Source organism: Paenibacillus sp. IHBB 3054 (assembly GCF_051594305.1).
Taxonomy (GTDB): Bacteria; Bacillota; Bacilli; order Paenibacillales; family Paenibacillaceae; genus Paenibacillus_AQ.
Window position 1 is genome coordinate 31737 of record NZ_JBOFBG010000033.1, and the last position, 24923, is coordinate 56659.

A 24923-nucleotide genomic window follows, 5' to 3' on the forward strand; every position below is an offset into this window, starting at 1 on the left:
TTAATGATATGAATACGCTAGTGCTGTCCCCTTCTGGATAAAGCGCTTACACGACTGCATAAAAAAATAACAGAAGCACAATTTCCTTCGTTTGTTTGGAACACCACCTTTATTTGTTATTGTATTTTGTTTTTCTTAACATAACAAATATTACCACCACCCAAGAAAACGGTCAATCATTTTTTATCCATAATCTCACTTTTTCCATGAAATAGGACAAGTTATATCGCAAATAAGTCATTAGCTTGTACATTATAAATAATAATGTTATCTTTTACATAACAAAAATAACAATTTTTAAAAACACCAAGCAAAAATATAGTTCTAAAAAAAAATAACAAAACCATTCCAAAGGAAGCAAATAACCAGATTCAAAAAAACAAGTGTTAGTCACTCATTCTTCATGTAAAATTGTAATGTAATTGTCTTCGGGAATTACAAAATAATCTGATTAAAGTAGGATGATTTGTATGCGACGTAAAGTAACTATCCAATCCATAGCTGATTTTACGGGGCTGTCGAAATTTGCAGTGTCAAGGGCATTATCCGGCAAACCCGGAGTCAGTTCACAGACGAGAGATACGATATTCAAGGCCGCCGGACAGCTTGGTTACTTTAAAGACTCTAAGTCTGCGCAAACTCCAGGCGAGCTGGTCGATCTGGATACCCGCAAATGGTCTGGCACCGTTCTGGTTTTATTTCCAAACATCCGCTACCAGAACCCGGACTCTTTATATTGGGGACCGGTATTTAACGGCATCTCTTCCAGATTAAATCAGAGGGGCATTAACGTATTAACGTTAACGGAACCTAAAGACGACTCTATGTTCTCTCTACTTAACCCTGAAGCGATCATGGGTGTGATTACGGTAGGTTCCATTTCAACACCTATTCTGGTAGAGATTCGTAGTCTGGGCATTCCGATCATGATGGTGGATCACTCCGACCCCAGCTTTCATTGCGATTCCATCTTTACCGATAATCCGTCATGCATGAAAGAAATGATGAACTTTGTCATTAACAAGGGCTACAGGAACTATCAATTCCTTGGGAACATACGTGATGCCCATAGTTTTTATGAACGATTCCTTGTCTTTCGGGCAGCACTCGAAGATAACGATATCGAACTTAAGCAGATCTCCTCACTTAACGGACCCGAAATTGAAAACTTCAGGGAAACCTTCGCGGCTGCCATTACCGAACACGGGCTGCCCGAGGTCTTTGTATGCGCAAACGATATTTACGCCTTGTTCGCCATAGAGACATTCGAATTTATGGGCACGGCTATACCCGACACTTTGGTGTTTACCGGTTTTGATAATACACACCCTTCCATACCATTCCTGGCGACCGTTAATGTCAATAAGGAGCTGCTTGGTACAAGAGCTGTAGATCAGCTGCTGTGGAGAATCCTCAATCCAGGCACCAGTTATGAAAAAATACTTATACAGGCAGATGTGATCATTAGGGACTAACGAAGATAAGCCAAAATGCACCAGTGAGTTCACTTACGAATTTCACTAACCGGACAAACGACAAACAGCGGCAATCCTGGACTTCTCTTACCGTCCGGGGTTGCCGCCGTTTCTATATTCAAAGGCCTATAGCTTGCTTTATTTCACTTTCCCCATGAATTCCCTTAAATTCTGGACGATCTCTTTGGATCTGGTATGGTGCAAATAATGCCCGCCTTCAAGTGCCAGGACTTTTCCATGTACAGAATTTTTGATCTGCTCTTCATGCAGCGGTAGCCAGCCCTCAACCTCTGTATTATTCGCTTGTACAAAGAGAAGGAGAGGAAGATCCTTGGGGAATGACAAAGCTTGGGCTGCTTTAAAATTGGTCTGAAAATGTTTCATTTCATTCATGGTAGCGGCATTAGCGTAGTTTTTATTCGAAATCATTCTCATTTGTTCCTTAATTTGATCATCAAACGCCAGTCCGGCATAGGGGTCACCGCCCAGTTTCTTGAGCAATCTCATGAGACCTGATTTATCGAGGAATTTAAAGGTCCCGATGGGTGATTCATCATCCATGCCGCCTTGTGTTGGAACACTGCTGTCAATTCCGATAAATGCACTCACTTCGTCTGTGTACTTGTTCACATAATCCAGTCCGTAAATGCCCGCTATAGAATGGCCCATCAGCATGTACCGGTCAATATTAAGCTGATGTAACGCTTCATGAATTTCACTTACAATGTTCTCAGTGCTTCTTTCTTTGTCGGTTCCATCACTTAATCCATAACCAAACGGCTCAACCACCACTACTTTATAAAATGAAGACAGCTCATCTACCAGCGGCTTAAAATCAAGTGCAGGCGCACCCGTTCCATGACCCGGCAGCAGCACAACTGTTTCCTCGCCTGTTCCTTGAATCAGAACATTCATATTTTTCCCGTCTACAGGCACTAACTGACCATAGGGTTCTATTTTTCCTTGCTCCGATTTGTTGCTGATGATATTCACTACAAAAACAATGGCCAAAAACAGCCCTATTGCAATAATTAATGCGCCTATTGATTTAAGTATAATCCTAAGTGTTTTTTTCATACATACACCTGACCTCATTGGTTTATTGAGCTGCCTTAACGAACTGCTAAGAAAAGCTTATACAATGAAGATGTACTCCCCATGACGGCAATATGAACGGAGTATGAACAAGCCAAGAAAATGCTGCGGCATTACATGAACCTGACTTACCGGCCAGTGTTGTGATTGGCAGGGTGACAATGATGCTTGTGCCCCGGCCGGTTCACTTCCACCCAAATGTCGCCGCCTGCTAGGTTCCAAACCGCTGCCGGTACCCGCATTTGCGGCACAGCTCCTCTACGGCTTCCCTGCGGGAGAAGCCGTAGAACAGGTTGTTCGCCCGCTCGCCCTCGACAATCTCGGAGAAGGGCTTCTCATGGATGTTGCCGAGGTTGATGACACCCTCGCCATCAAGACAGCACGGCACGACCGTGCCGTCGACCAGCACCGCCGCCTGGCTGCGCAGCGCATGGCAGAAGCCTTTGCCGTCGTCCTCCGGCTCGTGCAGGGCAGGCCATCTGAACTCATGGTCCTGGTTGAGATAGATGCGCGGGGCGATTTTGACGCCGGTGCCCGGCATAACCTTCTCCTCAATCTTGAAATCCAGCTGAAACGCCTCCTCCAGCAAGGCCAGTGTCTCGCGGTTGCGGCTTCGTTCCAGATTGGTCAGGTTATCCTCCGTCAAATTCCATAGCCGGAAGGAGATGATCACACCCTGCGCAGAAACCTCGCGCACGAACGAAATGATCTCCCGGAGATAGCCCTCACGGTTCTCTGAGCCAGCATGTCCGTCGAAGCTGTGCAGCGAGAAGTTCATCTGCCTAAGCGCCGGCTTGCCGAGAATCTTCGGCCCCGCCTTATGGATCAGCGTGCCGTTGGTCGTTATGTTGACCTTGAAGCCTTTGACGTGGGCAGCGTCCAGCAGCTCGCCGATCTTCGGATGCAGCAGCGGCTCGCCTTTGACATGAAGATAGATATGACTGCTGTGCGGCTTGATCTCGTCCAGAATCGTATTAAAGGTGTCGAGCTTCATGAAATTCTTCTGCCGCTCCGTGGGCGGACAGAAGCTGCAGGCCAGGTTGCAGACGCTTGTAATCTCGATGTACACCTTTTTAAAAGTCTTCAAGTTCTGCTCCCCTTTTCCCTCTGTAATCCCAGCCGTTTCAACTATAGATCCGAGGCGTAGCGGAGGCCGATCTGTGCTCTGGCTTCCTCCATTACCTCCGCAACCGCGAGCGAATTGGCATGGCTGTTGGTGTTGCTCTCGCGGTGTCCATTCCTCAGCAGATGGATGAATTCCTGCACCTCATAATACATCGGTTCGAATACCTGCGGCAGCGTAAGCTCCTCGACCGTACCGTCGCGGTAATGAATTTTGACCTGATAGGGCTGGTTGATCTTGTCGATCACCATCGTTCCGTTCTCCCCCTGAATCTCGGCAGGCAAATAGGAATCGGCAATCTTGGAATGCATGACAACCGCATCCATATCGGCATAGCGCATAACCATACTCCCCTCCCCATCCACTCCGGAAGAGAGCATAATACCCGTAGCCTTAATCGAATCGGGCTTGCCAAACAATGCCACCAACGGATACAGACAATAAATGCCCAGATCCATAAGCGAGCCGTTCGAATATTCCGGATTAAAAGCATTCAGCACCGTTCCCTGACGGTATGCGTCATATCTCGACGAATATTGACAATAACTGGCGAAATACCGCCGCACTTGACCCAGCTTGTAAAGGTTGTCTCTAATAACGCCGAAATTCGGCATGAAGGTTGATTTCATCGCCTCCATCAGCAGCACATCATTGCGGTTGGCTGCTTCAATCATCGCCCTCAGCTCTGCGCTGTTGGAAGCGGCCGGTTTCTCACATATCACATGCTTGCCATGGTTCATGCACACCAGCGCCTGCTCGGCATGCATGGAATTGGGACTGGCGATATATATGGCGTCCACTTCGCCGCTGGAGACCATCTCCTCCAGATCGGTGTAAATGGCAGCTCCCGCATATTTGGCGGCAAAAGCGCGGCCCTTCTCTTCTGTGCGGGAATATACGGCTGTAAGGAGAAATTCCTCATTTTCCAGTCCGGCCTGAACAAAGCGGTCTGTAATCCAGTTGGTGCCTACGACCCCGAATCGAATTGTCATGATGATCCCGTCCTTTTTTTGTTCTCACTAAGCTCTATATGCTATTTTCTCACTGTCAGGGTGGTCATGTCCACTTTTAACGGCTAATTTCCGACAAATTCTGATAGGATCACTATGTAAAAAAAAGCACCTGCATAAATGCAGGCGCTTCTCCTCACAACACTTTTAAATTATATAATCGTCCAGCCTCCGTCAACGAACAACGTTTGCCCGGTAGTATAGCTGCAGGCATCCGAGGCAAAATACAGCACAGCTCCATTCAGCTCACCGGGATTTCCGGGACGGCCCATCGGGCATACGGCGTTGTACATTTTCAAAGCCTGCTCCGAAAAGAGCGTATTCTCCGTCATTTCACTCTTGAACAAGCTCGGTCCAATCGCATTGACAGTAATCCCGTGCTTCGCATAGGTTGCTGCCACACCCCGGGTCAGGTGAATCACTCCGCCCTTAGCCGCGTTATAGGAATGGGTAGGGATGGAAGCCGACGCGGTAAGCCCCAGCATAGAGGCGGTATTAACAATCCGGCCGTATTTCCGTTCCTTCATATGGCGGATAACATGTTTGGACATCAGGAACACGCCCTTCAGATCGGTATCAAGCACCCGGTCCCAGGCCTCCTCCTCCAGTGCTTCAATCGGCACGGAATCGACGATACCGGCGTTGTTCAGCAGGATATCAATTTTGCCGAACTCGGCCATCACCTTTTGAACCGCAGCAATAATCTGGTTTTCTTTGGTTACATCACATTCGATCGGGATAATCCGGCGTTCCGGATACTTCGCCGTGATCTTCTCAGCCACCGCCTTCAGCTTGTCATATCTTCTCGCCAATATCGCCACATCAGCCCCTTGATCCGCGAGCATTTCCGCAAACTCCACACCGATCCCGCTGGATGCGCCTGACACGATTGCCGTTTTCCCCGTTAAGTCAAAAAGATTGTTCATCGTAAACCCTCCTAATAGTTTTGTAAGCCTGTTCTGATAATGCCGTGTTCTCGACTTATATAGACGATGGGGTATGTTCCGGCTGCAGCTTGTTCTCCCACCAGTCCCAGCGGAGATAGCAATAAGGCAAGAACTCCATCGGATTGAGTTGTTCCAGCACTTTGCCTTTTTCCAGCACATTCGTGCTGACGGTATAGACCGCTCCCAGCATGTTCACGACTTCAAGCTCGCTCCATGGATCATGCTCAGACTCCTGGAAGGTAATCGAAGCTTCGGCAGCCTTATACACCTTGACGTCACTGACCAGCCGCTGGGTCACCAGCGTAGGCATCAGATCAAAGCCGCTTCCGTCAACCGCATTGGCATACTTGATGTTGTATAAAGGAATGTCTTTGCCGTAATACTCCTCCAGAATCCCTCCGGCCTTGCCGTCATTGAAGCGGTCCTCCATAGTGGCCTTTATGTTGAAAAAGTCAACGCCATGCCGGCTGATCGCCCCTTCGAAGGTACGTTCCGAGCTGTTCATACGGATATCGGCCATCTTCTTAGGCAGGCCGCAGACCTCGCGGCCCATCGCCATACCGATATCGCTTGTAATCGGCATGGACAGACAGTAGTTGCCCAGCTGTCCGTTATAGTCGGCCAGCACGAACAATCCGGCTTCACGGTAAGGCGGGCAGAAGTTCGTTGCCGGATAGTCGGCCACAAACGCATTGACGAGCGGACGGCTGGCAGGCTTCAGCGGCTTCGGCAGCAGGCGTTCGATAATTTCCGGTTTCGTCTCCCAATACACCGTAAGCATCTCTGCATCATAGAAGGTAGTCGGTCTGCCTCCATACTTCTTGATATCCGCAAAACTTTTCACAAAACTCCCCATCATTGAATCCTCCTTTATTTAGTATCAATTCAGTACAAAAGCTGTCTCGAAGCCGGACTGAATCGCCTGCCCGATTCTGCCGGGCTTGCCGGCATCGCCAATGACCTTCACCTTCGGCAGGGCCAGCTTGAGCTCTTCCGTGAATGAACGCTCAGGTGCAACTCCAATGGACAGCACTACGGCATCTGCTTCCCTCACTGAGGTTTCACCCGTGGTGCTGTTCTCCAGCACAATGGCCCCGTCCCGCACTTCTACCAGCTTCGTCGAAGCCAGCAGCTCCACGCCGCTCTTTTTCAGCCGGGTGACAATGTCAATCAGGTTCGGAAGATACGCATCCGGGCCAACCCGCGGCTGCATTTCCACTACCGTGACCTGATTGCCGAGGTCGGCCAGATATTCCGCCGTCTCCAGTCCGGTCATGCCCGAGCCGATCACTACCGCCCGCTTGTTCTTGATTACAGCAGCTCCGCTTAACACGTCGACAACCGTGCAGACCGCTGCCTTATCCACTCCCGGAATAGTAGGCACAATCGGCTGTGCCCCGGCAGCGATAAATACCGCATACGGATTCAGCGACTTCAGCTGCTCCAGCGTAGGCTTCGATGAAAGCCGGACATCCACATTCAGCTGCTCCAGCTGATGCTGCATATTGTCGATGAACCAGTTCAGCTTCTCCTTAAGCGGCGGGCGGCTGCCCAGCTCCACGCTGCCTCCCAGCACATCCCGCGCTTCGAACAGCACCGGCTTGAACTCCCGCAGCGCCAGAATCCGCGCAGCCTCCATGCCTGCCGGACCGCCGCCGATCACGGCCACAACCTTGCCGCCGCCATCCCGCGGCGGCTCGGCGAATTCAAGCTCCCGCCCTACCCGCGCATTGACGGCGCACTTAATGACCTTGCACTCCATCACTTCCTGGATACAGTACAGGCAGGAAATGCAGGTTCTGATCTCGGCTTCGCGGCCTTCTGCCGCCTTGTTCCCCCACTCCGGATCGGCCAGCTGGGCTCTGCCGAGCGCCACGAAATCCGTATTTCCTTCCTGGAGCAGGCTCTCGGCAAACTCCGGTTTGCGGATTACATCACAAGCAATTACCGGAATTTGAACGGCCTGCTTCATGGCTGCAGCAAGATGTTTTTTCCACCCTTGCGGATAGGAGATCGGCTCAATGATCGTATTGGACGACTCATAGGTGCCAGCGCTTACATTTATGCAGTCTACACCAAGCTGTTCCAGATGTTTCGCTGTGAGCAGCGCTTCTTCCAGCGTAATGCCCCCGGGCACAAACTCATCCCCGTCGATCCGTACGGATACCGGGTATCCGGCCCCGCAGGTCTGCTTGATACCTTGAACGATCTCACTCAGGAACATCATTCTGCCTTCCAGTGAACCGCCGTATTTGTCGGTCCGCAGGTTGGTCAGCGGGCTTAGAAACTGCCCGATCAGATACCCGTGGGCACCATGGATTTCCACACCGTCGATCCCTGCAGTCTGGGCGATAACCGCGCCGAATACGAATTTGCGCACCAGCCCTTCAACCTCTTCCGTAGTCAGCTCCCGGGGCATTTCGCCAATGGCAGATGACATGACTGCGCTTGGCGCCACAATCTGCTTGCCGCCAATCAGCCGCCCATGATTCTGCCGTCCGGGATGCTGCAGCTGGAGGAAGATTTTGCTGTCATGGCGGTGTACGGCTCTGGCCAGCTTCTCCAGCCGCGGAACGAACAACAGATCACTTGCATTCAGCTGGTTGGGGGTTCCCACACCCGTTTCGTTGTCCACCCGCGTAATCTCTGTAATAATCAGGCCGCAGCCGCCGGCGGCACGTTCTTCATAGAAAGCAATCATTTCGTCCGAGGCTTCGCCGCTGGCCGCTGCCAGTGACGTGCCCATCGCCGGCATTACAATCCGGTTCTTCAGGGTAAGACGTCCTATTTTTCCTGCTGCAAACAGTTTCTCATATTTCATCTGCTCAGCACCTCCACCTATAGTGTAAGGCTCCGGTTACTTTGTGAATATATTTACAAGCGCCAAAAATCACTTCTTTATAGTGCAAATTGCACTATGATAACAAGGGGGCGATACCAATGGATGTTACCTTAAATGAGCTGCAGCGTGAAAGAATCGAAGTTGAGCACTATACCGCATCTTTGTTCACAGCATACATTTCTGGCGCAGGCCTTTCGTCAATTGTGAACACAGCCGCAGGGCTGCTGGGAAATCCCGTGATTGTGTTTGACGCAAGCTTCAAGATTGTGGCCCACTCCGGCCAGGAAGATATCGACGATTATCTGTGGAACGAGAATATCCGCAAGGGCTACTGCTCTTATGACTTCATTGCGGCTGTGAACCGGATGGAAAGTGTAAGGCGGGGCAAACAAACGGATGCTGCGTATGAAGTTACCTGCGAGGAGACTGCCAATACCAAGCTGATCTCCAAAATAAAAGTAGGCGGCAAGCAAGTCGGCAACGTGCTGCTGCTCGGCTGCAAGAGCCCTTTCCGGCCTAGAGATCCCGAACTGCTGGCGATTGCCGCCACCATCCTTGCGGAAGAAATGGGCAAGAGCAGCTACTACCGCAACGCCAAAAATATTAAGGTGGAGGATTTCATCTGCGGACTGCTGGATCAGCAGCCACAGGACCCCGGCACTATCCGGGACCGGATGTTATCGGCAGGCCTAAAGTTCGGCACACAACTGCTTGTGCTGCTGTTCGATCTAACCCGCTATGAGGGATCGGGCCGTTATGACGATTATTTAAGAGAGCGTTTACAACAGCTTTTCCCCGGCAGTCCTTGCAGCTATTACGAGGGCCGGATCGTGATGATCCATGACGGAAACCTCTCCAAAGAGCTTGCCCGCAGCAGGCAGCTGCAGCAATTTCTGGACCAGACTGGCATCACCATAGGTCTCAGCAGCATGTTCTCCAGTCTGACCCAGTGCAGAATGCACTATCTGCAAGCCTTAAGCGCAATCCGCATCGGCCGGATTCTCTGCCCCGGGCAGCAGTTGACCTACTATGCCGATGTCCAGCTCTATGAGCTGCTTTCTGCCGAGGTGATGTCCGGCGAGGAGCAGGTGTACCGTCATCCGGAGCTGCTCAAGCTGCAGGAATACGATGCCGCCCATCAGTCCACCTTGTACCACACCTTCTTTGTTTATCTCAAAAATAACCGGAACATGCAGCTCGCTTCCGACGAGCTGTATGTTCACCGGAATACACTCAGATATAAATTGGATCATATCGCGAGACTACTGGATACCGATTTCTCCGATTCGGAAAAAATGCTGGCCTATTACGTCTCCTACAAAGTTGCTGATTTCTGCGAGAAAGCCAGGGAACAGCAGTTGGCAGCGGTGCTTGGCGTATAAAGGTAAAACGCAGCATGAGCAGATCACAGCCTTATGTGTACTTCGCCAAGTGGAAACGGCTTCGCCGTCCTCAAGAGGACGGTATCCGTTTCAGCGAGAAATAGAAGGATAATTTATAGCGTGAAGCATATAAATTCTTATATTTTAAGAACACCAAGAGCCCCCTTCTTCTGTTGAAGAAAGGGGCTCTTGGCGTTTATATGAATCAAAGGTGTCTAGTTCAGCCAGCAGCTGGCTTGTTTATCCGTAAAAAGCCTGCAGCTGCCGTACAATCTCCGCCTTGTCATGCTCGACTACCGTCATATGCTGCGGCTTCTCAAACAAGGCCGAAATCTGCGCCGGGAAGTCCTGCTTGATACCGGTCAGGGCAATCGCTTCGTCGAATTTGGCCGGATGCGCCGTTGCAAAGGTAATGGCCGTTTCTCCAGGACCGCTGAAGGCCTCATAAGCCGCGATGCCGCAGGCTGTATGCGGATCCAGCAGATAGCCGTATTCCTGCTCATATTTGCCGATGGTATCGAGGCATTGCTGGTTCTTGACCCCAAGCGCGGCAAAATCAGCCTGCACCTGGTTGAACAGCTCGCCGTCCACCGTAATTTTGCCGTCTGTTTGCAGCTGTGACATATATGCAGACAGCTTCACTGCATCTTCATCCAACAGATAATACAGATAACGTTCGAAATTGCTCGCCACCTGGATGTCCATCGACGGGCTGTAAGTGCCCGTAAAGCTGCCTGGCTTGTATTCGCCGGTCAGCACGAACCGTTCAAGAATGTTGTTTTCGTTGGTCGCGATAATCAGCTTGTTGATCGGCAGGCCCATCTTTTTAGCCAAATAGCCTGAAAAGATGTTGCCGAAGTTGCCGGAAGGCACGCTGATATTGATCTTCTTCTCGTCACTGCCTTCAATTTGCAGATAGGCATAGAAATAATAAACGGTCTGGGCCAGGATACGCACAAAGTTAATGGAGTTAATCGCCCGCAAATGATAACGCCCCTTGAAATCCAGATCTGCGAACAGCTCCTTAATTACCTTCTGGCAATCGTCGAAGTTGCCTTCTACGGACAGGTTCAGCACATTGCTGTCATCCACCGTCGTCATTTGCAGCTCCTGTACCTTGCTTACTTTGCCATGCGGATGCAGGATGCAGATCTTGATCCCTTCCTTGCCGCGAACGCCTTGAATGGCTGCCGCTCCGGTATCGCCCGAGGTTGCGCCGAGGATATGGATGATCTCGCCCCGCACCTTGGAGATATAGGAATACAGCTCACCCATAAACTGCAGCGCCACATCCTTGAAAGCAAACGTAGGACCATGAAACAGCTCCAGCACATGTAGCGAATCGTTAATCTTGCGTAGTGGCGTAACCTCCGGCGCACGGAAATTTCCGTAGCTGGTGTATACCATTTCTTTTAGATCGTCATAGGGAATTTCGTCGTTGGTATAGTAGGAGAAAATCTCCAGGAACAGCTCCTGGAAGCTGAGGCTTCTCCACTCTTCCAGCGTTTCCGGGGAAATCACCGGGATCTTAGAAGGGACCATCAGCCCTCCATCATCCGCAAGCCCCATCAGAACTGTATCAATAAAGCCTCTGGCTTCCACATTTCCTCTTGTGCTTATATACTCCATACCTGTCTCATCCTCCTGAACCCCTCTTTATTTAACCTATATAGTAACACGTTTAAGCGTTAAAGTCCGTTATTTATGTGTCAACTTTTGCGATAAAAAATCAGGGCTGAACCGGCTGCACTATTTATTCTGCAGCTGCTTCCAGACGGTTTTGTTGCTGTACTTCTTCTCTACGCTGACATCCTCGCCGAACCAGTCCGGGGCGGCGAAGCTTTCCGCTTCCTCCAGCGAATCAAATTCAACCTCAAGCACCGTAAGCTCCAACTGGGTGTAGAGATCAATTTCCACCGTAGTACCGTTCCATACGCCGGTAATCCGGGTTTTGACCAGCGGAATAGCCTTAACCGCATCAATCATCTGATTATAGATTCCTTCCGAGATGTAATATTCAATCTCCTGGCGGCTGATCCCTTTGCCATCCTTGAAGGTATGTGTAAAGGTAACCTCTCCTGAATCCAAATCGGTAATTTTGCGCACCCGCAGTTCCTGCCCGTCTTCAATCGCGAGATAGGTCTGATCTATGCTGTGCCGGGTGAGTACCGTAAGCTGTCCGTCCTCTATAAGCCGCTCCGGATATTCCGGCAGCAGAAACTTGCGTTCAATTTCCATAGCCATGCTGTTCGCTCTCTCCTCTTCCAGTTCCGCTTATATTTTATATTATTAATCATCATAGGGTCGTGTCATACGCAAGTCAATCGCAAAAGCCGAATCTTATGGGAAAAAGCCGGTGCGAGTAGCCAGCATATGCTTATGCTAAAACCATTTTTGCTGAGTCCGCGTTTCTGCCTGAAAGGTTGCTTATTGAGCTGGTACGGCTGTTGCTCCATAAAAGAATTAGAACCTTGCCACATCATAACTGCACTTCGTGCAACTAAAAAGGCGCATATCAGCGTTAATCAAAATATAATTGCACTTTGTACAGTTAAATATCGCCGATACCAGGAAAAGTAAGCTTACTGTCCTTTTTAAGTGTACGAAATGCAATTATCGCTGAAAATAGACCGCTGCAGCTCTTTTTAATTGCAGTAAATGCAATTATGTACTTCTGTGAGCTTGGCGCTGGTGAGCAGCCGCCGATTTTGAGCTATTATGAGCTAGGAGCTATATCAGCAGAGATGCCTCGTTGCAGCATACAGACGTTAGATTCAGTATTCACAAGAAGACGGGGCATCCCCTGCTGGGATACCCCGTCTTCTTGTCTCAATGACTTTACCGCTGCATCTAGCAGCGGCTACTCTTCCCCAAGCGGAAACAGCAGCGGTACCACCCGTCCGGCGCCGACATCAATCAGGCCGTGGTCCGTGATTTTGAGTGCAGGACTGACAGGGAGCGAATGGGTGCTGATCGACATAATCGGGTTGTAATGATTATAACCCAGCGATTCCATCGCCGTCCGCAGCGCGAGCACACGCTCAGCCGTCTCTGCAAGCGGTGCTTCGGTCAAAATACCGCCAACCGGCAGCTCCAGCAATGCGAGCACCTCGCCATCACATACGACGCAGAAGCCGCCTTGTGCAGCTATCACTCTATTCGCCGCCAGGATCATGTCCTCAGGGTTATGACCTACGACGAGCAGATTGTGATTGTCATGCGAATACGTAGTCGCAATGGCGCCGCGTTTAATCGTGTCGCCGCCGATCAGGCCGTAGGCGCGGTTGCCGTTTTTGCCATAACGCTCAAAGGTGGCAATCAGGCCATAGCCGCTTTCCTGCCACTGCAGCTGGCCGCCCTTAACCTCAGCCGCAGAGTGCTTCTCTTCGGTAAACGTGGACACGTTGTTGACCATCATCACCCGGCAGCCATAGCGGCCGTCCGCCAGCTCTGATGACACCGCGAAGTCGCTTGCAGCCAATGGAGCCAACTGCACGCTGCGGTAGAAATGGGCCGGGAACCGCGGCCCCCGCTCCGCCTGAGGCAGCGGCTGCATGCGGTCGTAGACCTGGGTGCCCCGTTTGTAGACCTTTTCGATAGCGAAGCTGGCCAGATCCGACAGCAGCACATAATCGGCGGCTTTGTTCGGGGCGATCACGCCGCGGTCAGCCATCTTCATCCGCCGGGCCGGGGTAAAGGTGGCCGCATAGACTGCATCCTCCGGTGCCATGCCCATGGCGATGGCTTTACGTACCAGATGGTCAAGGTGCCCGGTCTGCACCAGGGAATCGGTCATCACATCATCGGTCACGAAGCAGAAATGCTCGCTGACCGCATGGCTGATCAGATACTCCATCACATCCGGGGTCATCGATTTCTCCTGAATCTCAATGAACATCCCCGCTGCAATCCGTGCGGTCAGCCCTTCAATGCTCTGGTGGGTGTGATCCGAATCAATCCCGGCATAGATCAGGCGGTGCAGATCAAGGTCCAGCAGCTTCGGCGTATGCCCCTCGATGACAAGACCGGGATAACGGCTGCGGACATGCTGGATGATACGGTTGCTTTTGCAATCAGGGTCGCGGATGACATCAACATAATTCATCACTTCGCCCAGACAGATCATCTGCTCCGTCTCCATCAGCTCGTCGATATCGGCAATTTCAATCGAGCCGCCCGTCGTCTCCAGCGGAGTCGCCGGCACCGAGCTTGGAATCGCGTAGAACATGTCCACCTGACAGTCCCGGCTGGCCCGGATCATCTCATGTACACCCTCTACGCCGAATACATTGGCCATTTCATGCGGTTCTGGAACAATTGTAGTTACCCCATGCTGCAGAATACCGTAAGAGAAGGTCTCCGGCGTAATCATTGTGCTCTCGATATGCAGATGGATATCAATCAGGCCTGGCACCATATACCGGCCTTCCGCCTGAATGACTTCCCCAGCTGTGAACGTCTCCGCGCCGAGCGCCCCCACATAGAGGAAACGCCCCTCCTTCACGGCGACATTCGCCGTCTCGAACCGTTTATAGTAACTGTTGTACACTTTAGCGTTCAGTATAAGTTGATCTGTAATCATCATGTATGCTCCTTATGAAGCGCTACTGCACCAGCACCAGCTTCTCTTTTGGAAAATAAACCGTAACCTGCTGTCCTTGAATGAAAGGCTGCTCCATTTCCTGATTAACGGTGAATACACCCAGCTCCGTCTCCACCTGGTATTGATAGCTGCGGCCGAGATACGTGCTGATCTGCACCGTGCCAGGCAGTGTGTTGCCGGCGGCGTTTGGATCAGGCGCAGTGCCGAGCAGCTGCAGATCGTCAGGGCGGATGGCACCAAGTAATCCGGTATTGCCTTCCCCACCCGGCCGTTTGGCTGCCAGGAACTTCAGCGCTCCCCGGCTGAGCTCGATATCCGCTCCCTCGTCATTCCTGCCCTCAAAGGAAATGAAGTTTCCGAACCCGATAAACCGGGCCACAAATTCACTGGCCGGGTACTTGAAGATCGCCGATGGCTTGTCGAGCTGCTCGATCTTGCCATTATTCATCACGGCTACCTGATCGGAGATGGAGAAGCATTCCTCCTGGTCATGGGAGACATAGACGGTCGTAATGCCCAGCTCCTGCTGGATGCGGCGGATTTCCACCCGCATGTTCACCCGCAGATTGGCATCGAGGTTGCTGAGCGGCTCGTCGAACAAGAGCAGGTCCGGCTCGATGACCAGCGCTCTGGCAATCGCTACCCGTTGGCGTTGTCCGCCGGAAAGGGCAGCGGGCAGTCTTTTCTCAAAGCCGCCAAGGCTGACAATTTCCAGCATCCGGGTAACCCGCTTCTTAACCTCCGCTTCCTTCAGCTTGCGCAGCCGGAGGCCGAACGCCACATTGTCATAGACTGACAGGTGCGGGAACAGCGCGTAGCTCTGAAACACAAAGCCGAAATTCCGCTTTTCCACGGGGATCTTGGTATAGTCCTTCCCGCCGAACATGAATGCTCCTGATTGCGCGTTCAGAAAACCGGCGATCAGCCGCAGTGTGGTCGTTTTGCCGCAGCCGCTGGGGCCGAGCAGCGAGAGAAGTTGCCCCTTGGCCAGCGACAGATTGAAATCCTCCAGGATCAAACGGTTGTCATACGCAACCGATACATGATCAAGACTTAATAGTGACATTGCGTTATGCCTCCGTTTATCGTTTGGTAAAATAAGCGAATCCCATCAGACGCTCAATGACGAACATCAGCGCCGCCGTCAGCACCATCAGAATGACTGAAATCGCGGCAATGGTGGGATCGAAGTAATTTTGCACATAGGTCAGCATTTGAATCGGCAGGGTACTGATCCCCGGACCGGTCATGAACACGGAAATGTCCACATTGTTGAAGGATTCCAGAAAAGCGATCAGAATGGCCGCCAGAATACCGGAACGGATATTGGGCAGGACCACTTTAAAGAATGTGTACAATCTGGAAGCCCCCAGGCTCTGCGCCGCTTCTTCCACAGCGAAATCGAAATTCTCCAGACTCGAGGCAATCACCCGGATAATAAAAGGCAGCATGATTACCGTATGTCCGATTAACAGTCCGGCTACAATTGGCAGCCCGTATACTACAATCAGGTAGCGCAGCAGCGTGAAGCCCAGAACAATGCCGGGAATCAGGACGGGGGACAGAAAAATCGCATTCAGCGTATCCCGCCCGCGGAACCGGTATCTGCTCAGCGCGTAGGCCGCAGGCACACCCAGGAGAAGCGCCAGCAGATTGCCGAGCAGCGAGATCACAATCGAGGTCTTGAAGGTCTCCATGAACGCGCTGACCTCGAAGATATTTTTGTACCACTTCAATGAAAAGCCCTCAGGGGGGAATTTCAGGACTGTGCCCGGCTCAAAGGAAGTAACGGAAATGATGATGAGCGGACCCAGCAGAAAAATAAAGACCAACAGCGTATACAGCGACAGCGCGCGGTTTCCTTCCTTCATGTTCTCACCCCTTCGGATTTAATCGGTTGGCCCAGACGTTCATCAGCCCCACGACCACAAATGTAATGACGATCATAATTACGGCAATAACCGAAGCCGCCTGCCAGTCATTCAGCGTCATGGCATTCTGGTACAGGAAGGTGGAGACCACCCGTTCCTTACCGCCGAGCAGCGCCGGCGTGGTATAGGCCGTCAGACTGCCGACGAAGACGAGAATTCCGCCGATGATCAGCCCCGGCACTGTCAGCGGGAAGGTGATTTTGCGGAACGCCGCAAACGGAGAGGCGCCCAGACTGCGCGCCGCCCGGACCAGCTCATGGTCCAGATTCTCCATGACCCCCAGCAGTGTGATGATGATCAGCGGCAGGAATAAATGCACCAGCCCGATCATCATTGCCGTAGGCGTATAGAGAATATCCAGGGGCTTCTCGATCAGCCCGGTGTTGACCAGGAAGGAGTTGATCAGCCCCTTTTTGCCGAGAATAATCATCCAGCTGAAGGAACGTACCACGGGACTGGTCAGCAGCGGGAAGATCGACAGCGCCAGCAGAAGGCTCTTCTTCCGTGCGCTTGCCCGCGAAATATAATAAGCCGCCGGATACCCGAGCAGCATGCAGACCAGCGTGGTCACGACACTTACCCGGAGCGTAGTCAGCAGGATGCGGTTAAAGTACCCGTCACGGAAAAAATGCAGATACCCTTCCAGCGTCAGCCTCCCATCCTGCACGAAAGTGGAGGCAATGGTCAGCGTGATCGGGACCAGCATGAAGGCCGCCAGGAACAAGAGGCCCGGCAGCAGCAGATACATTGCTCTTTTGTTCTTCATTTTCTAATGACTCCCGTCCTTCTTCGGCTCTTGATTCAAGCTATCAATGAAACACTCCAGAAAAGCGGCCGCGTCCACCTCCAGGCAGACAGCGGCATTTACCGGCTTGCCCAGCCGGTTCTGAAAATCGCAGACGGTCTGGCCGTCGCACAGCTCGCTGCGGGTCTCCACGTCCACATAATAATCGTGCACGGTGACGAACCCGCGGTTCAGTGCCACGCCAACCGCCAGCGGATCATGCAGGGCACAGGCCTGTACACCGTTGCGCTCATAATAACGCTCCCGGTAGCCGGAGGTGCTCTGCTCCACATAATCGCGGATCGCCGGAATGCGCAGCTTCGCAATGTCCTCCGCGCTAAGCAGCGCACGGCGGGTCACATCCAGCCCGACCAGCGTCAGCCGGGGGAACCCGGCAGCCAGCACCTGCTTCGCGGCCTCCGGATCGACGTACATGTTATATTCCGCCGTCGGCGTGATATTGCCGAAGCCCTGCACCACGCCGCCCATGACGATTACCTCGGCGGCATGCTGCGTAAGCTCCGGGCATTTCTGCAGCGCGCGCGCCAGATTGGTCAGCGGCGCGGTCATGATCAGCGTGATTTCGCCGGGCTGCGTCAGCACCTGGCGGATGATGAAGTCTTCCGCAGGCTCTGCTTCCGCCTGCTTTGTTACCGGCATATCACCCAATGCACCACCGATGCCATCCGCACCGTGCACACGGTGCTCAAAAATCGCTTCGCGGGCCAGCGGCTTGTCCGCTCCACGGTATACCGGAATCTGCCCGGACACGCCAAGCAGCTGGAGAATTTTACAGGTGTTCAGGCTTGCCTGATCCAGTGAGACGTTGCCGCTGACCGTGGTGATGCCAAGAATGTCGAGCTGTCCGCTCGTCACCGCCAGCATAATCGCCAGCGCGTCATCCACCCCTGTATCTACGTCCAGAATGACTTTTTTACGCCCCGTCATCCTTAGCCGCCAATCTCACGGTTGAAGCGGTCCGTCCACTCTGTAATGTGCTCGTTCACGAAGGACATATCCAGCTTGCGCAGCTTGCCGATGACATCCGGTCCGTACGTTACGCCCACAGCTTCTTCAGGTGTCAGCATTACGTTCATATTGACAGGGGAATCGACCTTCGCTTTGGCGGATGCCGCCTGCACTTCATCGCTCAGCTGCCAGTTGATGAATTCTTCGGCAAGCTCTTTATTGTTGCTGTCTTTGACGACGTTGACTGTATTCATTACGGCATAAGCACCTTCAGACGGTGCGATAAATTTGGCGTCAGGCACAGCAGCCTGCAGATCCTTGAAGTACATTTCCATAATCGGACCGCCGGCAATTTCCTCCTGGCCGAACATGTTCACATACTCGGAAGTCTGGCCGTAGTATTTAACAACATTACTGTCCAGCTCTTTCAGCTTCGTGAATGCTGTATCCTCGTTGAAGTCCGCATTGCCCGCCGCAAGAGATGCCGCATCTACAACCATTGGACCTGCTGTAGCTGTAATTGCCGGCATCGCCAGGTTTTTATCAAACTTCGTCCACAGATCGCTCCAGCCGGTTACGTCACCTTTAACCAGTGCCGGATTATAGGCAATTCCCAGGCGTCCGATCGTGTACGCAGGACCATATTCTGCACCCAGCGGGGCTTTGGCGATATCATAAAGGTTCTGGAGATTCGGAATCTTGCTGCTGTCGATCGTTTCGAACAACCCTTCATTAATTGCCTGCTGCGCATAATAGTCCGACAGATAAATGACATCCACATCGGAGCTGCCTTGACGGATTTTATTCAGACGCTCGGCGTTGTTGCCGATTTCCACCACGATTTTCACATTGTGCTCTTTCTCAAACGGCGCATAGACCGATTCCTTGAAGAAATCTTCCGAAAAGCCCCAGGTGGAGACAACCAGTTCCGTAGGCTCGCCCGATTGTGCCGCTTCGGGTGCAGCTGCGTTATTAGTTCCTGTGTTGTTCGTCGAGGTATTGTTGCCGCAAGCAGCAAGCACAGCAGTCAGTGTAAGGGCAAGGCCCGCATTCATTATTTTTTTCATTAGTAAATAACCTCCCAAGTGTAATATGCTGTACAAATCCAGTCTTCATCCTATAGTTGCGGCAATTTCAGTTCTCTTCATTCCAGTGATCTTCTGGCGGAAAACGGTTTGGCAGCACCTCCTGCTGGTAGTAAAATCTTGATTCCCCTTATTTTTTCATAAAAAAAAGAAAAGCATTCTTGTAGGAACAAGAACACTTTTCTTTGTATAAACAAAGCAAAGAGCTACCCGTAATAGAAGGACGGTCTTCGCTTAAGATAGATCAAAAACGAAAATCCGCGGATATCATATTGAATCTGTCATTCTCCGGCCAATATCATATTCGTAAAGGCCCACCCCGTCGGTGCGTCGTAATCCCTGAGCAGAACCTCAATCGTTAATCCCATTTCTGCTTCAAGTCTTTCCTTGAATCTCTTCTTAAACAGCAGTGACATCCGAAAATCTACTTCCTGCTTAAGTTCAGGCGCCTCGCCTTCCAGGGCGGTCGACCGGGGAGATCTGCGGTGCTTGGCGTGAAAGGTAATGACCCGCTGATCGACAGTAACGCGGAGCAGGGTCGTCCCGAAACCAAACAAATCCTTAGAGACCTCATTGTAGATCTGGCACATTTTCTTCTTCTGCTCGCTGTTTTCCAGTTCTGCCATGAAACCACCTTTGAAAACAGAATATCGTACAATTCCTTCGATAGCAATTGTTATTATACATAAATATCGCATTTTCGGCAACAAAAAAGCAATAACTCACATGAAAGTTACATTAAACACGAACAATTAGCGCTTTTCAGCGGATCAATGTTCAGAAAAATGTGCCGAATTCAGACGCACTTCTACCTCTCATTCCACCGCATTATTCCCCAAACAAAACAAAAGAAGCCAAGTCCTCCTGGCTTCTCCTGCTCTCCTAAATGCTAATTATGCTTGTGCCTTTAAGTGGAAACATCCGCTCACATAGTCCTGTTGGATGTCCGGCAGCGCCAGCCCGGCCTGCATCAGCCGGTCACCGCCGTATACTTCACCGCTGTCTGTAAGCGTGTAGTCATAGTCGGGGTTCAGGCCGCTGAGCAGCAGGCTGCGGCGTGGCGGGTAAGGCACGGCCATTACCCGGAAGTAATAGACCAGCGCCTCGCGCTGATCGTCCGAGACGAACATCCAGGCCGTCTCGTTGCCCTCGAACGGGCTCTGCAGCCGGTACAGATTGCCCTGCTGCACCAGGCCGCGAATTTCTTTATAATTAGCTACCTGCTCTTTCACCAGCTCCTTCTCCTCGTCCGTGAACTTCGTCAGGTCGAGCTCATAGCCGAAGTTGCCGGACATAGCGACATCCCCGCGGAAGGACAGCGGCGTGACGCGTCCAACCTGGTGATTCGGCACCGCCGAGACATGCGCGCCCATCGCACTGACCGGATACACCAGGCTGGTGCCGTACTGGATCTTCAGACGTTCCGCGGCGTCGGTGTCGTCGCTGGTCCAGGTCTGCGGCATATAGTAGAGCAGACCCGGATCGAAGCGGCCGCCGCCGCTGGAGCAGCTCTCGAAGAGAATATGCGGGAAGTCCGCCGTCAGGCGCTCGATCAGCTCATACAGCCCCAGCACATAGCGGTGGGCAGTTTCTCCCTGGCGCTCAGCCGGCAGGCAAGCCGAGCCGATCTCCGTCAGGTTGCGGTTCATGTCCCATTTGACATAAGCAACCGGCACGGTGGAGAAGATCTTGCTCAGCGCATCGTAGATGTACTCCCGGACCTCCGCACGGGTAAAGTCCAGCACCAGCTGCCAGCGGGCTTCGGTGCGGCGGCGTCCCGGCACATGGAGGCACCAGTCCGGATGCTCACGGTACAGCTCGCTGTCCGGCGAGATCATTTCCGGCTCCACCCACAGGCCGAACTGCATACCAAGGTCGTTGACCCGCTTCGCCACATCAGCCAGTCCGCCCGGCAGCTTACGCAGGTCCTCGGTCCAGTCGCCAAGCGAGGAGTTGTCGGAATCGCGCTTGCCGAACCAGCCGTCATCGAGCACAAACAGCTCGATGCCCAGCTTCGAACCTTCGGCGGCGATCTCCACCAGCTTGTCGGCATTGAAATTGAAATAGGTTGCCTCCCAGTTGTTCACCAGAATCGGCCGCTCCTTGTCGCGGTACATCCCCCTTACCAGACGGGTGCGGTACAGGCGGTGATAAATCCGTGACATGCCCCCAAGGCCTTCATTCGAGTAGACCATAACAACTTCAGGAGTCTGGAAGCTTTCTCCCGCAGCCAGATGCCAGGAGAAGTCAAAAGGGTTCAGCCCAATGCAGAGACGGGTCGAACCAAAGGCATCCACCTCCGCTTCAGCCGCAAACCCGCCGCTGTAGACCAGCGAGAAGCCGTATACCTCGCCATGGTGCTCGTCTGTACCCGGCTTGGCCAGCGCGGCAAACGGATTGTGCTGATGGCTGCTCATTCCACGGCGGGACTGGAGTGCGGTAGTACCCTGCTCCAGGCGTCTGCGGGTCAGATTCGCTTCCCGCGACCAGCCGCCGGAAAGGTAGATCAGATCAAACTGGCCGTCCTCCGGGAAATCGACGGAAGCGCTCAGCGCGCGCAGCAGGTCAAGCGGCGCCTGGCCGTCATTAACAAATTCTACCGAGCGGGCAATCACATCCGTGTCACGATATACGGTATAGCGTAAAATAACGTTCAGCGACGAGTAATCATCACGCAGCGTAATTTCCAGCGTATCTGCTTCTTCAGGGGACTCCACATACACGGAAGGAAGTCCGGCGAGCGTTGGCTTGCCCTGCAGTACACGGTATCCGGTGTACTGCAGCTCAGTAATCCGCGTGCCGTCCGCAAGCTTTACCTGATAAGCCGGCACACGGAAATCTCCCGTGCCGTACTGCGGGTATTCCTGCGGAAGCCGGTCCAGGCCGGTGCCCGCCCCGAGATGCGGCAGACCACCCAGATTGCCGTCATGGCGCAGCTTTTTACCCCAATAGACATGCATCGGATAGTTATTGAAGATGCCGATAATATAACTCATACCCTTGCTCTGTAAATGAAATATCCCCTTGTCTTCCTGTACCCAAATTGCCATGGTCCGGTTCCTTCTCTCTACTGTTTTTTACCCCAGGTAATCTTCCTTCACATAGTCAGCCATCGAATGAATCTCAAGCCCCTTTGGCGCTGCGGGAATGAAGTCCCGATCTCCATTGCCCCGCAGCATAAACTGCACCGTCTTCGGCTCACCCGGAAGCAGATCAAAGAAGTTATCCGAGAAGATACCTTCCTCTTCCGCCGTCAGGTACACCCCTCTGGCCAGCACATCGCTGCTGACCGCAAAGTCCAGGCTGCCCGGAATCTCGGTCACCGTAAGAACCGGCCGGTTCAGCTTGCTGTCCTTTGCCGCAGCGAAGTAATGCTCCTTGCGCTCCAGTAGGGAGCCATCCGCCAGCAGAGAAGCCACCAATACCACCTGCTTCGGATCGTTGCCCTGCAGCAGTTCCGCAGTCGGCACCGCGAAGACCACCGCCGCCGAATCGGCCTCCAGCTGGACCGGCTGTGTCCATTCACGCAATAGCAAGCCGCTGAAATCATACAGCCGGAGTACCAGTTCACCAGCCAGTGCCTTTTGAAGATCTGAAACGGCATGCACTTGCAGGTTCTCCCCATCCATCTCTTCAATAGAGAGCAGAATTTCCTGGAAGCTTTTGCGCACCGTATATTGCAGTGCCTTCCAGCGGCCGTAGTAATCCATGCCAGCCCAGGAAGCCACCGGCCAGCAGTCGTTCATCTGCCAGTACAGCGTTCCCATGCAATACGGCTTGTTTCTTCTGTGGCTTTCAATAGCGATTCTCATCGCCTCTGCCTGAAGAATCTGACTCATATACAGGAATGACCTGAAGTCCTTCGGCTGCGGCAGGTAGATGTCCATATACTCTTTAATGATCAGGTTGCCCCGTCCATTCTTCTGGTGAGCCAGCATCACTTCCGATTCCAGCTCCATATCCTCTTCCTCCGCGTAGCTCAGCACCGATTTTAGCTCAGGGAAGGACTGGAAGCCGTATTCGCTCATGAAGCGGCCTACCTTGACGTTATAGTTCTCAAAAGGCTCAATCCCGTGCCATACACCCCAGTAATGAATATCGCCCTCACCCATGATTCGCGTCGCATGCTGATCTTGATCAGTAGTAAGTTCACGAAGCGGAGAGGATGGCCAGTAATCAGCACCCGGATGATAAGCCGCTACCGCTTCCGGCAGAATCCGGTGGAAGATTTCTTCATAATAACCCCAGAGCGTCTCACGGATCTCAGCGCTGTAGCCTTCCTTCCAGCCCCAGCCCATGTTATCCTCATATTGCGACCAGGCGGAGTCAATCTCATTATTGCCGCACCATAGGGCGATGCTGGGATGATTGCGCAATCTGCGTACGTTGTATTCTGCTTCCTTCCGTACATTCTCAAGAAAAGGCTCATCTCCGGGGTACATGCTGCAGGCGAACATGAAATCCTGCCAGACCAGCAGCCCATACTCATCGCACAGCCGGTAAAAAACTTCCTCCTCATAAATTCCGCCGCCCCACACCCGCAGCATGTTCATGTTCGACTCTACTGCTGTGGCAATCTCGTGCCGGTAACGTTCCTCCGTTATTTCCGTGGTGAAGCTGTCGTTCGGAATATGGTTGGAGCCCTTTGCGAATACCGGGACGCCGTTCAGCTCAAACTGGAATGAAGCGCCCTTCGCATCAGGTTTGCGGATCAGCTTGATCTCCCGCAGCCCGGTAGTTACTTCTGCACTGGACCATACCGTAGCGCTATCCAGCAGCTCTGCCCGGAAGGTAGTTAAATGAGGCGTGCCCAGCCCATTGCACCACCATAACTCCGGCTGGTCAACGACAATATCCATCTCCACAGTGTGCTTGCCGGAAGGAACAGAAACCGCTTGCATCCATTCCTGTCCATTAGCAGTCGTGATCCGCAGCATTCCCTCGCAAGCTTGCGGAGCTTCAATCTCCACGACAGCTGTAAGCCGCGCCTCTTCCCGCTTAACTTCATTCTGGCGGATATAGAGATCCGTAATGGCTGCGGCATCCCGGCCTTGCAGCACCGCTTCCCGCCAGATTCCGCTGGTAAGAAATCTCGGGCCCCAGTCCCAGCCATAATGATAAGGCGCTTTGCGGGCAAACACGCTAATCCGCTGTTCTTGCAGTCCGCCCAGCTCTGATTGATCATTGGGCGCCGGCAGATCATACCCCAGCTGCGCCAGCTTCGGCAGGTCTTCCTTAACTACGGAACGGAATTTCACGAGAATTTCATTGTCACCGGCCACCAGCAGCCCTTTGACATTTACAGTCCAGGCCCGGAACATGTTGTCTGCTGAAAGCGCATGCACATTATTCACAAAAACATCGGCATAGGTGTCCAAGCCCGCAAAGACCAATTCCGTAATGGCCAGGCTCTGCCATTCTTCTTCCAGCCGAAGCTTGCTTCTGTACTCCCAGTCCTTCTTGTCGATCCATTGCAGCTCATGCTCGTTCTTTCCATAAAAGGGCTGCGAAATAAGCCCATTGTGGAGCAAATCCGTGTGCACCGTTCCCGGCACAACCGCCGGAAGCCACGTTTCATCACCGCAGGCTCTAAATTCCCAGTTTGTCAATTCAAGATGATATGATTTCATAAGTCCTCCCTATTTCAGCAAAATTCATTTGTTTCATTATATTTTGT

Annotated in this window: 19 protein-coding genes; 2 read left to right on the forward strand and 17 right to left on the reverse strand. The window is 52.4% G+C overall.

Annotated elements, in window-relative coordinates:
* The first annotated feature begins 470 nt into the window (after positions 1-470).
* On the forward strand, positions 471-1475 hold the full coding sequence (locus ACQ76X_RS26420) for a LacI family DNA-binding transcriptional regulator (RefSeq protein ID WP_438496745.1): 1005 nt from the start codon (positions 471-473) through the stop codon (positions 1473-1475).
* 138 nt (positions 1476-1613) lie between these two features.
* Here ACQ76X_RS26420 and ACQ76X_RS26425 read toward each other — a convergent pair whose 3' ends face one another.
* The 6 genes from ACQ76X_RS26425 to ACQ76X_RS26450 form a co-directional block, all read right to left on the reverse strand.
* Positions 1614-2552, reverse strand: a complete 939-nt coding sequence (locus ACQ76X_RS26425; RefSeq protein WP_438496746.1) for an alpha/beta fold hydrolase — start codon at positions 2550-2552, stop codon at positions 1614-1616.
* Positions 2553-2781: 229 nt separating this feature from the next.
* Positions 2782-3657 carry a radical SAM/SPASM domain-containing protein gene (locus ACQ76X_RS26430; protein WP_438496747.1) on the reverse strand — a complete coding sequence of 292 codons (876 nt, stop codon included), beginning with the start codon at positions 3655-3657 and terminating at the stop codon, positions 2782-2784.
* Between the two features lie 41 nt (positions 3658-3698).
* The gene (locus ACQ76X_RS26435) at positions 3699-4685 is read right to left on the reverse strand and encodes a Gfo/Idh/MocA family protein (protein WP_438496748.1); all 987 of its coding nucleotides are present in this window, start codon (positions 4683-4685) and stop codon (positions 3699-3701) included.
* A 170-nt stretch (positions 4686-4855) separates the two neighbouring features.
* Positions 4856-5629, reverse strand: coding sequence for an SDR family NAD(P)-dependent oxidoreductase (locus ACQ76X_RS26440; protein WP_038586158.1), 774 nt, complete (start codon positions 5627-5629; stop codon positions 4856-4858).
* A gap of 55 nt (positions 5630-5684) precedes the next feature.
* A complete protein-coding gene (locus ACQ76X_RS26445; RefSeq protein ID WP_083675588.1) occupies positions 5685-6509 on the reverse strand; it encodes an acetoacetate decarboxylase family protein in 825 nt (274 codons plus the stop codon).
* 21 nt (positions 6510-6530) lie between these two features.
* Positions 6531-8471, reverse strand: a complete 1941-nt coding sequence (locus tag ACQ76X_RS26450) for an FAD-dependent oxidoreductase (RefSeq protein WP_438496750.1) — start codon at positions 8469-8471, stop codon at positions 6531-6533.
* Between the two features lie 119 nt (positions 8472-8590).
* Between ACQ76X_RS26450 and ACQ76X_RS26455 the strand changes: the two genes are divergently transcribed.
* Entirely contained in the window at positions 8591-9874 is a 1284-nt protein-coding gene (locus ACQ76X_RS26455; protein WP_438496751.1) for a PucR family transcriptional regulator, read from the forward strand.
* 240 nt (positions 9875-10114) lie between these two features.
* Here the strand turns inward: ACQ76X_RS26455 and thrC are convergent, their stop codons facing one another.
* The 11 genes from thrC to ACQ76X_RS26510 all read right to left on the reverse strand — a co-directional run bounded on the left by thrC (position 10115) and on the right by ACQ76X_RS26510 (position 24876).
* A complete protein-coding gene (thrC, locus tag ACQ76X_RS26460) occupies positions 10115-11503 on the reverse strand; it encodes a threonine synthase (RefSeq protein ID WP_438496752.1) in 1389 nt (462 codons plus the stop codon).
* A gap of 120 nt (positions 11504-11623) precedes the next feature.
* A complete protein-coding gene (locus ACQ76X_RS26465) occupies positions 11624-12118 on the reverse strand; it encodes a CYTH domain-containing protein (protein ID WP_038586150.1) in 495 nt (164 codons plus the stop codon).
* 616 nt (positions 12119-12734) lie between these two features.
* Positions 12735-14456 carry an adenine deaminase gene (locus ACQ76X_RS26470; RefSeq protein WP_438496789.1) on the reverse strand — a complete coding sequence of 574 codons (1722 nt, stop codon included), beginning with the start codon at positions 14454-14456 and terminating at the stop codon, positions 12735-12737.
* 22 nt (positions 14457-14478) lie between these two features.
* Positions 14479-15543 (reverse strand): ABC transporter ATP-binding protein, encoded by a 1065-nt coding sequence (locus ACQ76X_RS26475; protein WP_438496753.1) that lies wholly within the window; start codon positions 15541-15543, stop codon positions 14479-14481.
* A 16-nt stretch (positions 15544-15559) separates the two neighbouring features.
* A complete protein-coding gene (locus tag ACQ76X_RS26480) occupies positions 15560-16348 on the reverse strand; it encodes an ABC transporter permease (RefSeq protein WP_038586142.1) in 789 nt (262 codons plus the stop codon).
* A gap of 4 nt (positions 16349-16352) precedes the next feature.
* The gene (locus tag ACQ76X_RS26485; RefSeq protein ID WP_076110407.1) at positions 16353-17174 is read right to left on the reverse strand and encodes an ABC transporter permease; all 822 of its coding nucleotides are present in this window, start codon (positions 17172-17174) and stop codon (positions 16353-16355) included.
* Between the two features lie 3 nt (positions 17175-17177).
* Positions 17178-18140 (reverse strand): nucleoside hydrolase, encoded by a 963-nt coding sequence (locus ACQ76X_RS26490; RefSeq protein ID WP_438496754.1) that lies wholly within the window; start codon positions 18138-18140, stop codon positions 17178-17180.
* Positions 18141-18142: 2 nt separating this feature from the next.
* Positions 18143-19228: an ABC transporter substrate-binding protein gene (locus ACQ76X_RS26495; RefSeq protein ID WP_438496755.1), complete on the reverse strand. Its 1086-nt coding sequence runs from the start codon at positions 19226-19228 to the stop codon at positions 18143-18145.
* A gap of 299 nt (positions 19229-19527) precedes the next feature.
* On the reverse strand, positions 19528-19872 hold the full coding sequence (locus tag ACQ76X_RS26500) for a hypothetical protein (protein WP_038586129.1): 345 nt from the start codon (positions 19870-19872) through the stop codon (positions 19528-19530).
* Positions 19873-20139: 267 nt separating this feature from the next.
* Positions 20140-22296, reverse strand: coding sequence for an alpha-galactosidase (locus ACQ76X_RS26505; protein ID WP_438496757.1), 2157 nt, complete (start codon positions 22294-22296; stop codon positions 20140-20142).
* A gap of 27 nt (positions 22297-22323) precedes the next feature.
* Entirely contained in the window at positions 22324-24876 is a 2553-nt protein-coding gene (locus ACQ76X_RS26510) for a beta-mannosidase (RefSeq protein ID WP_438496758.1), read from the reverse strand.
* Positions 24877-24923: the final 47 nt, after the last annotated feature.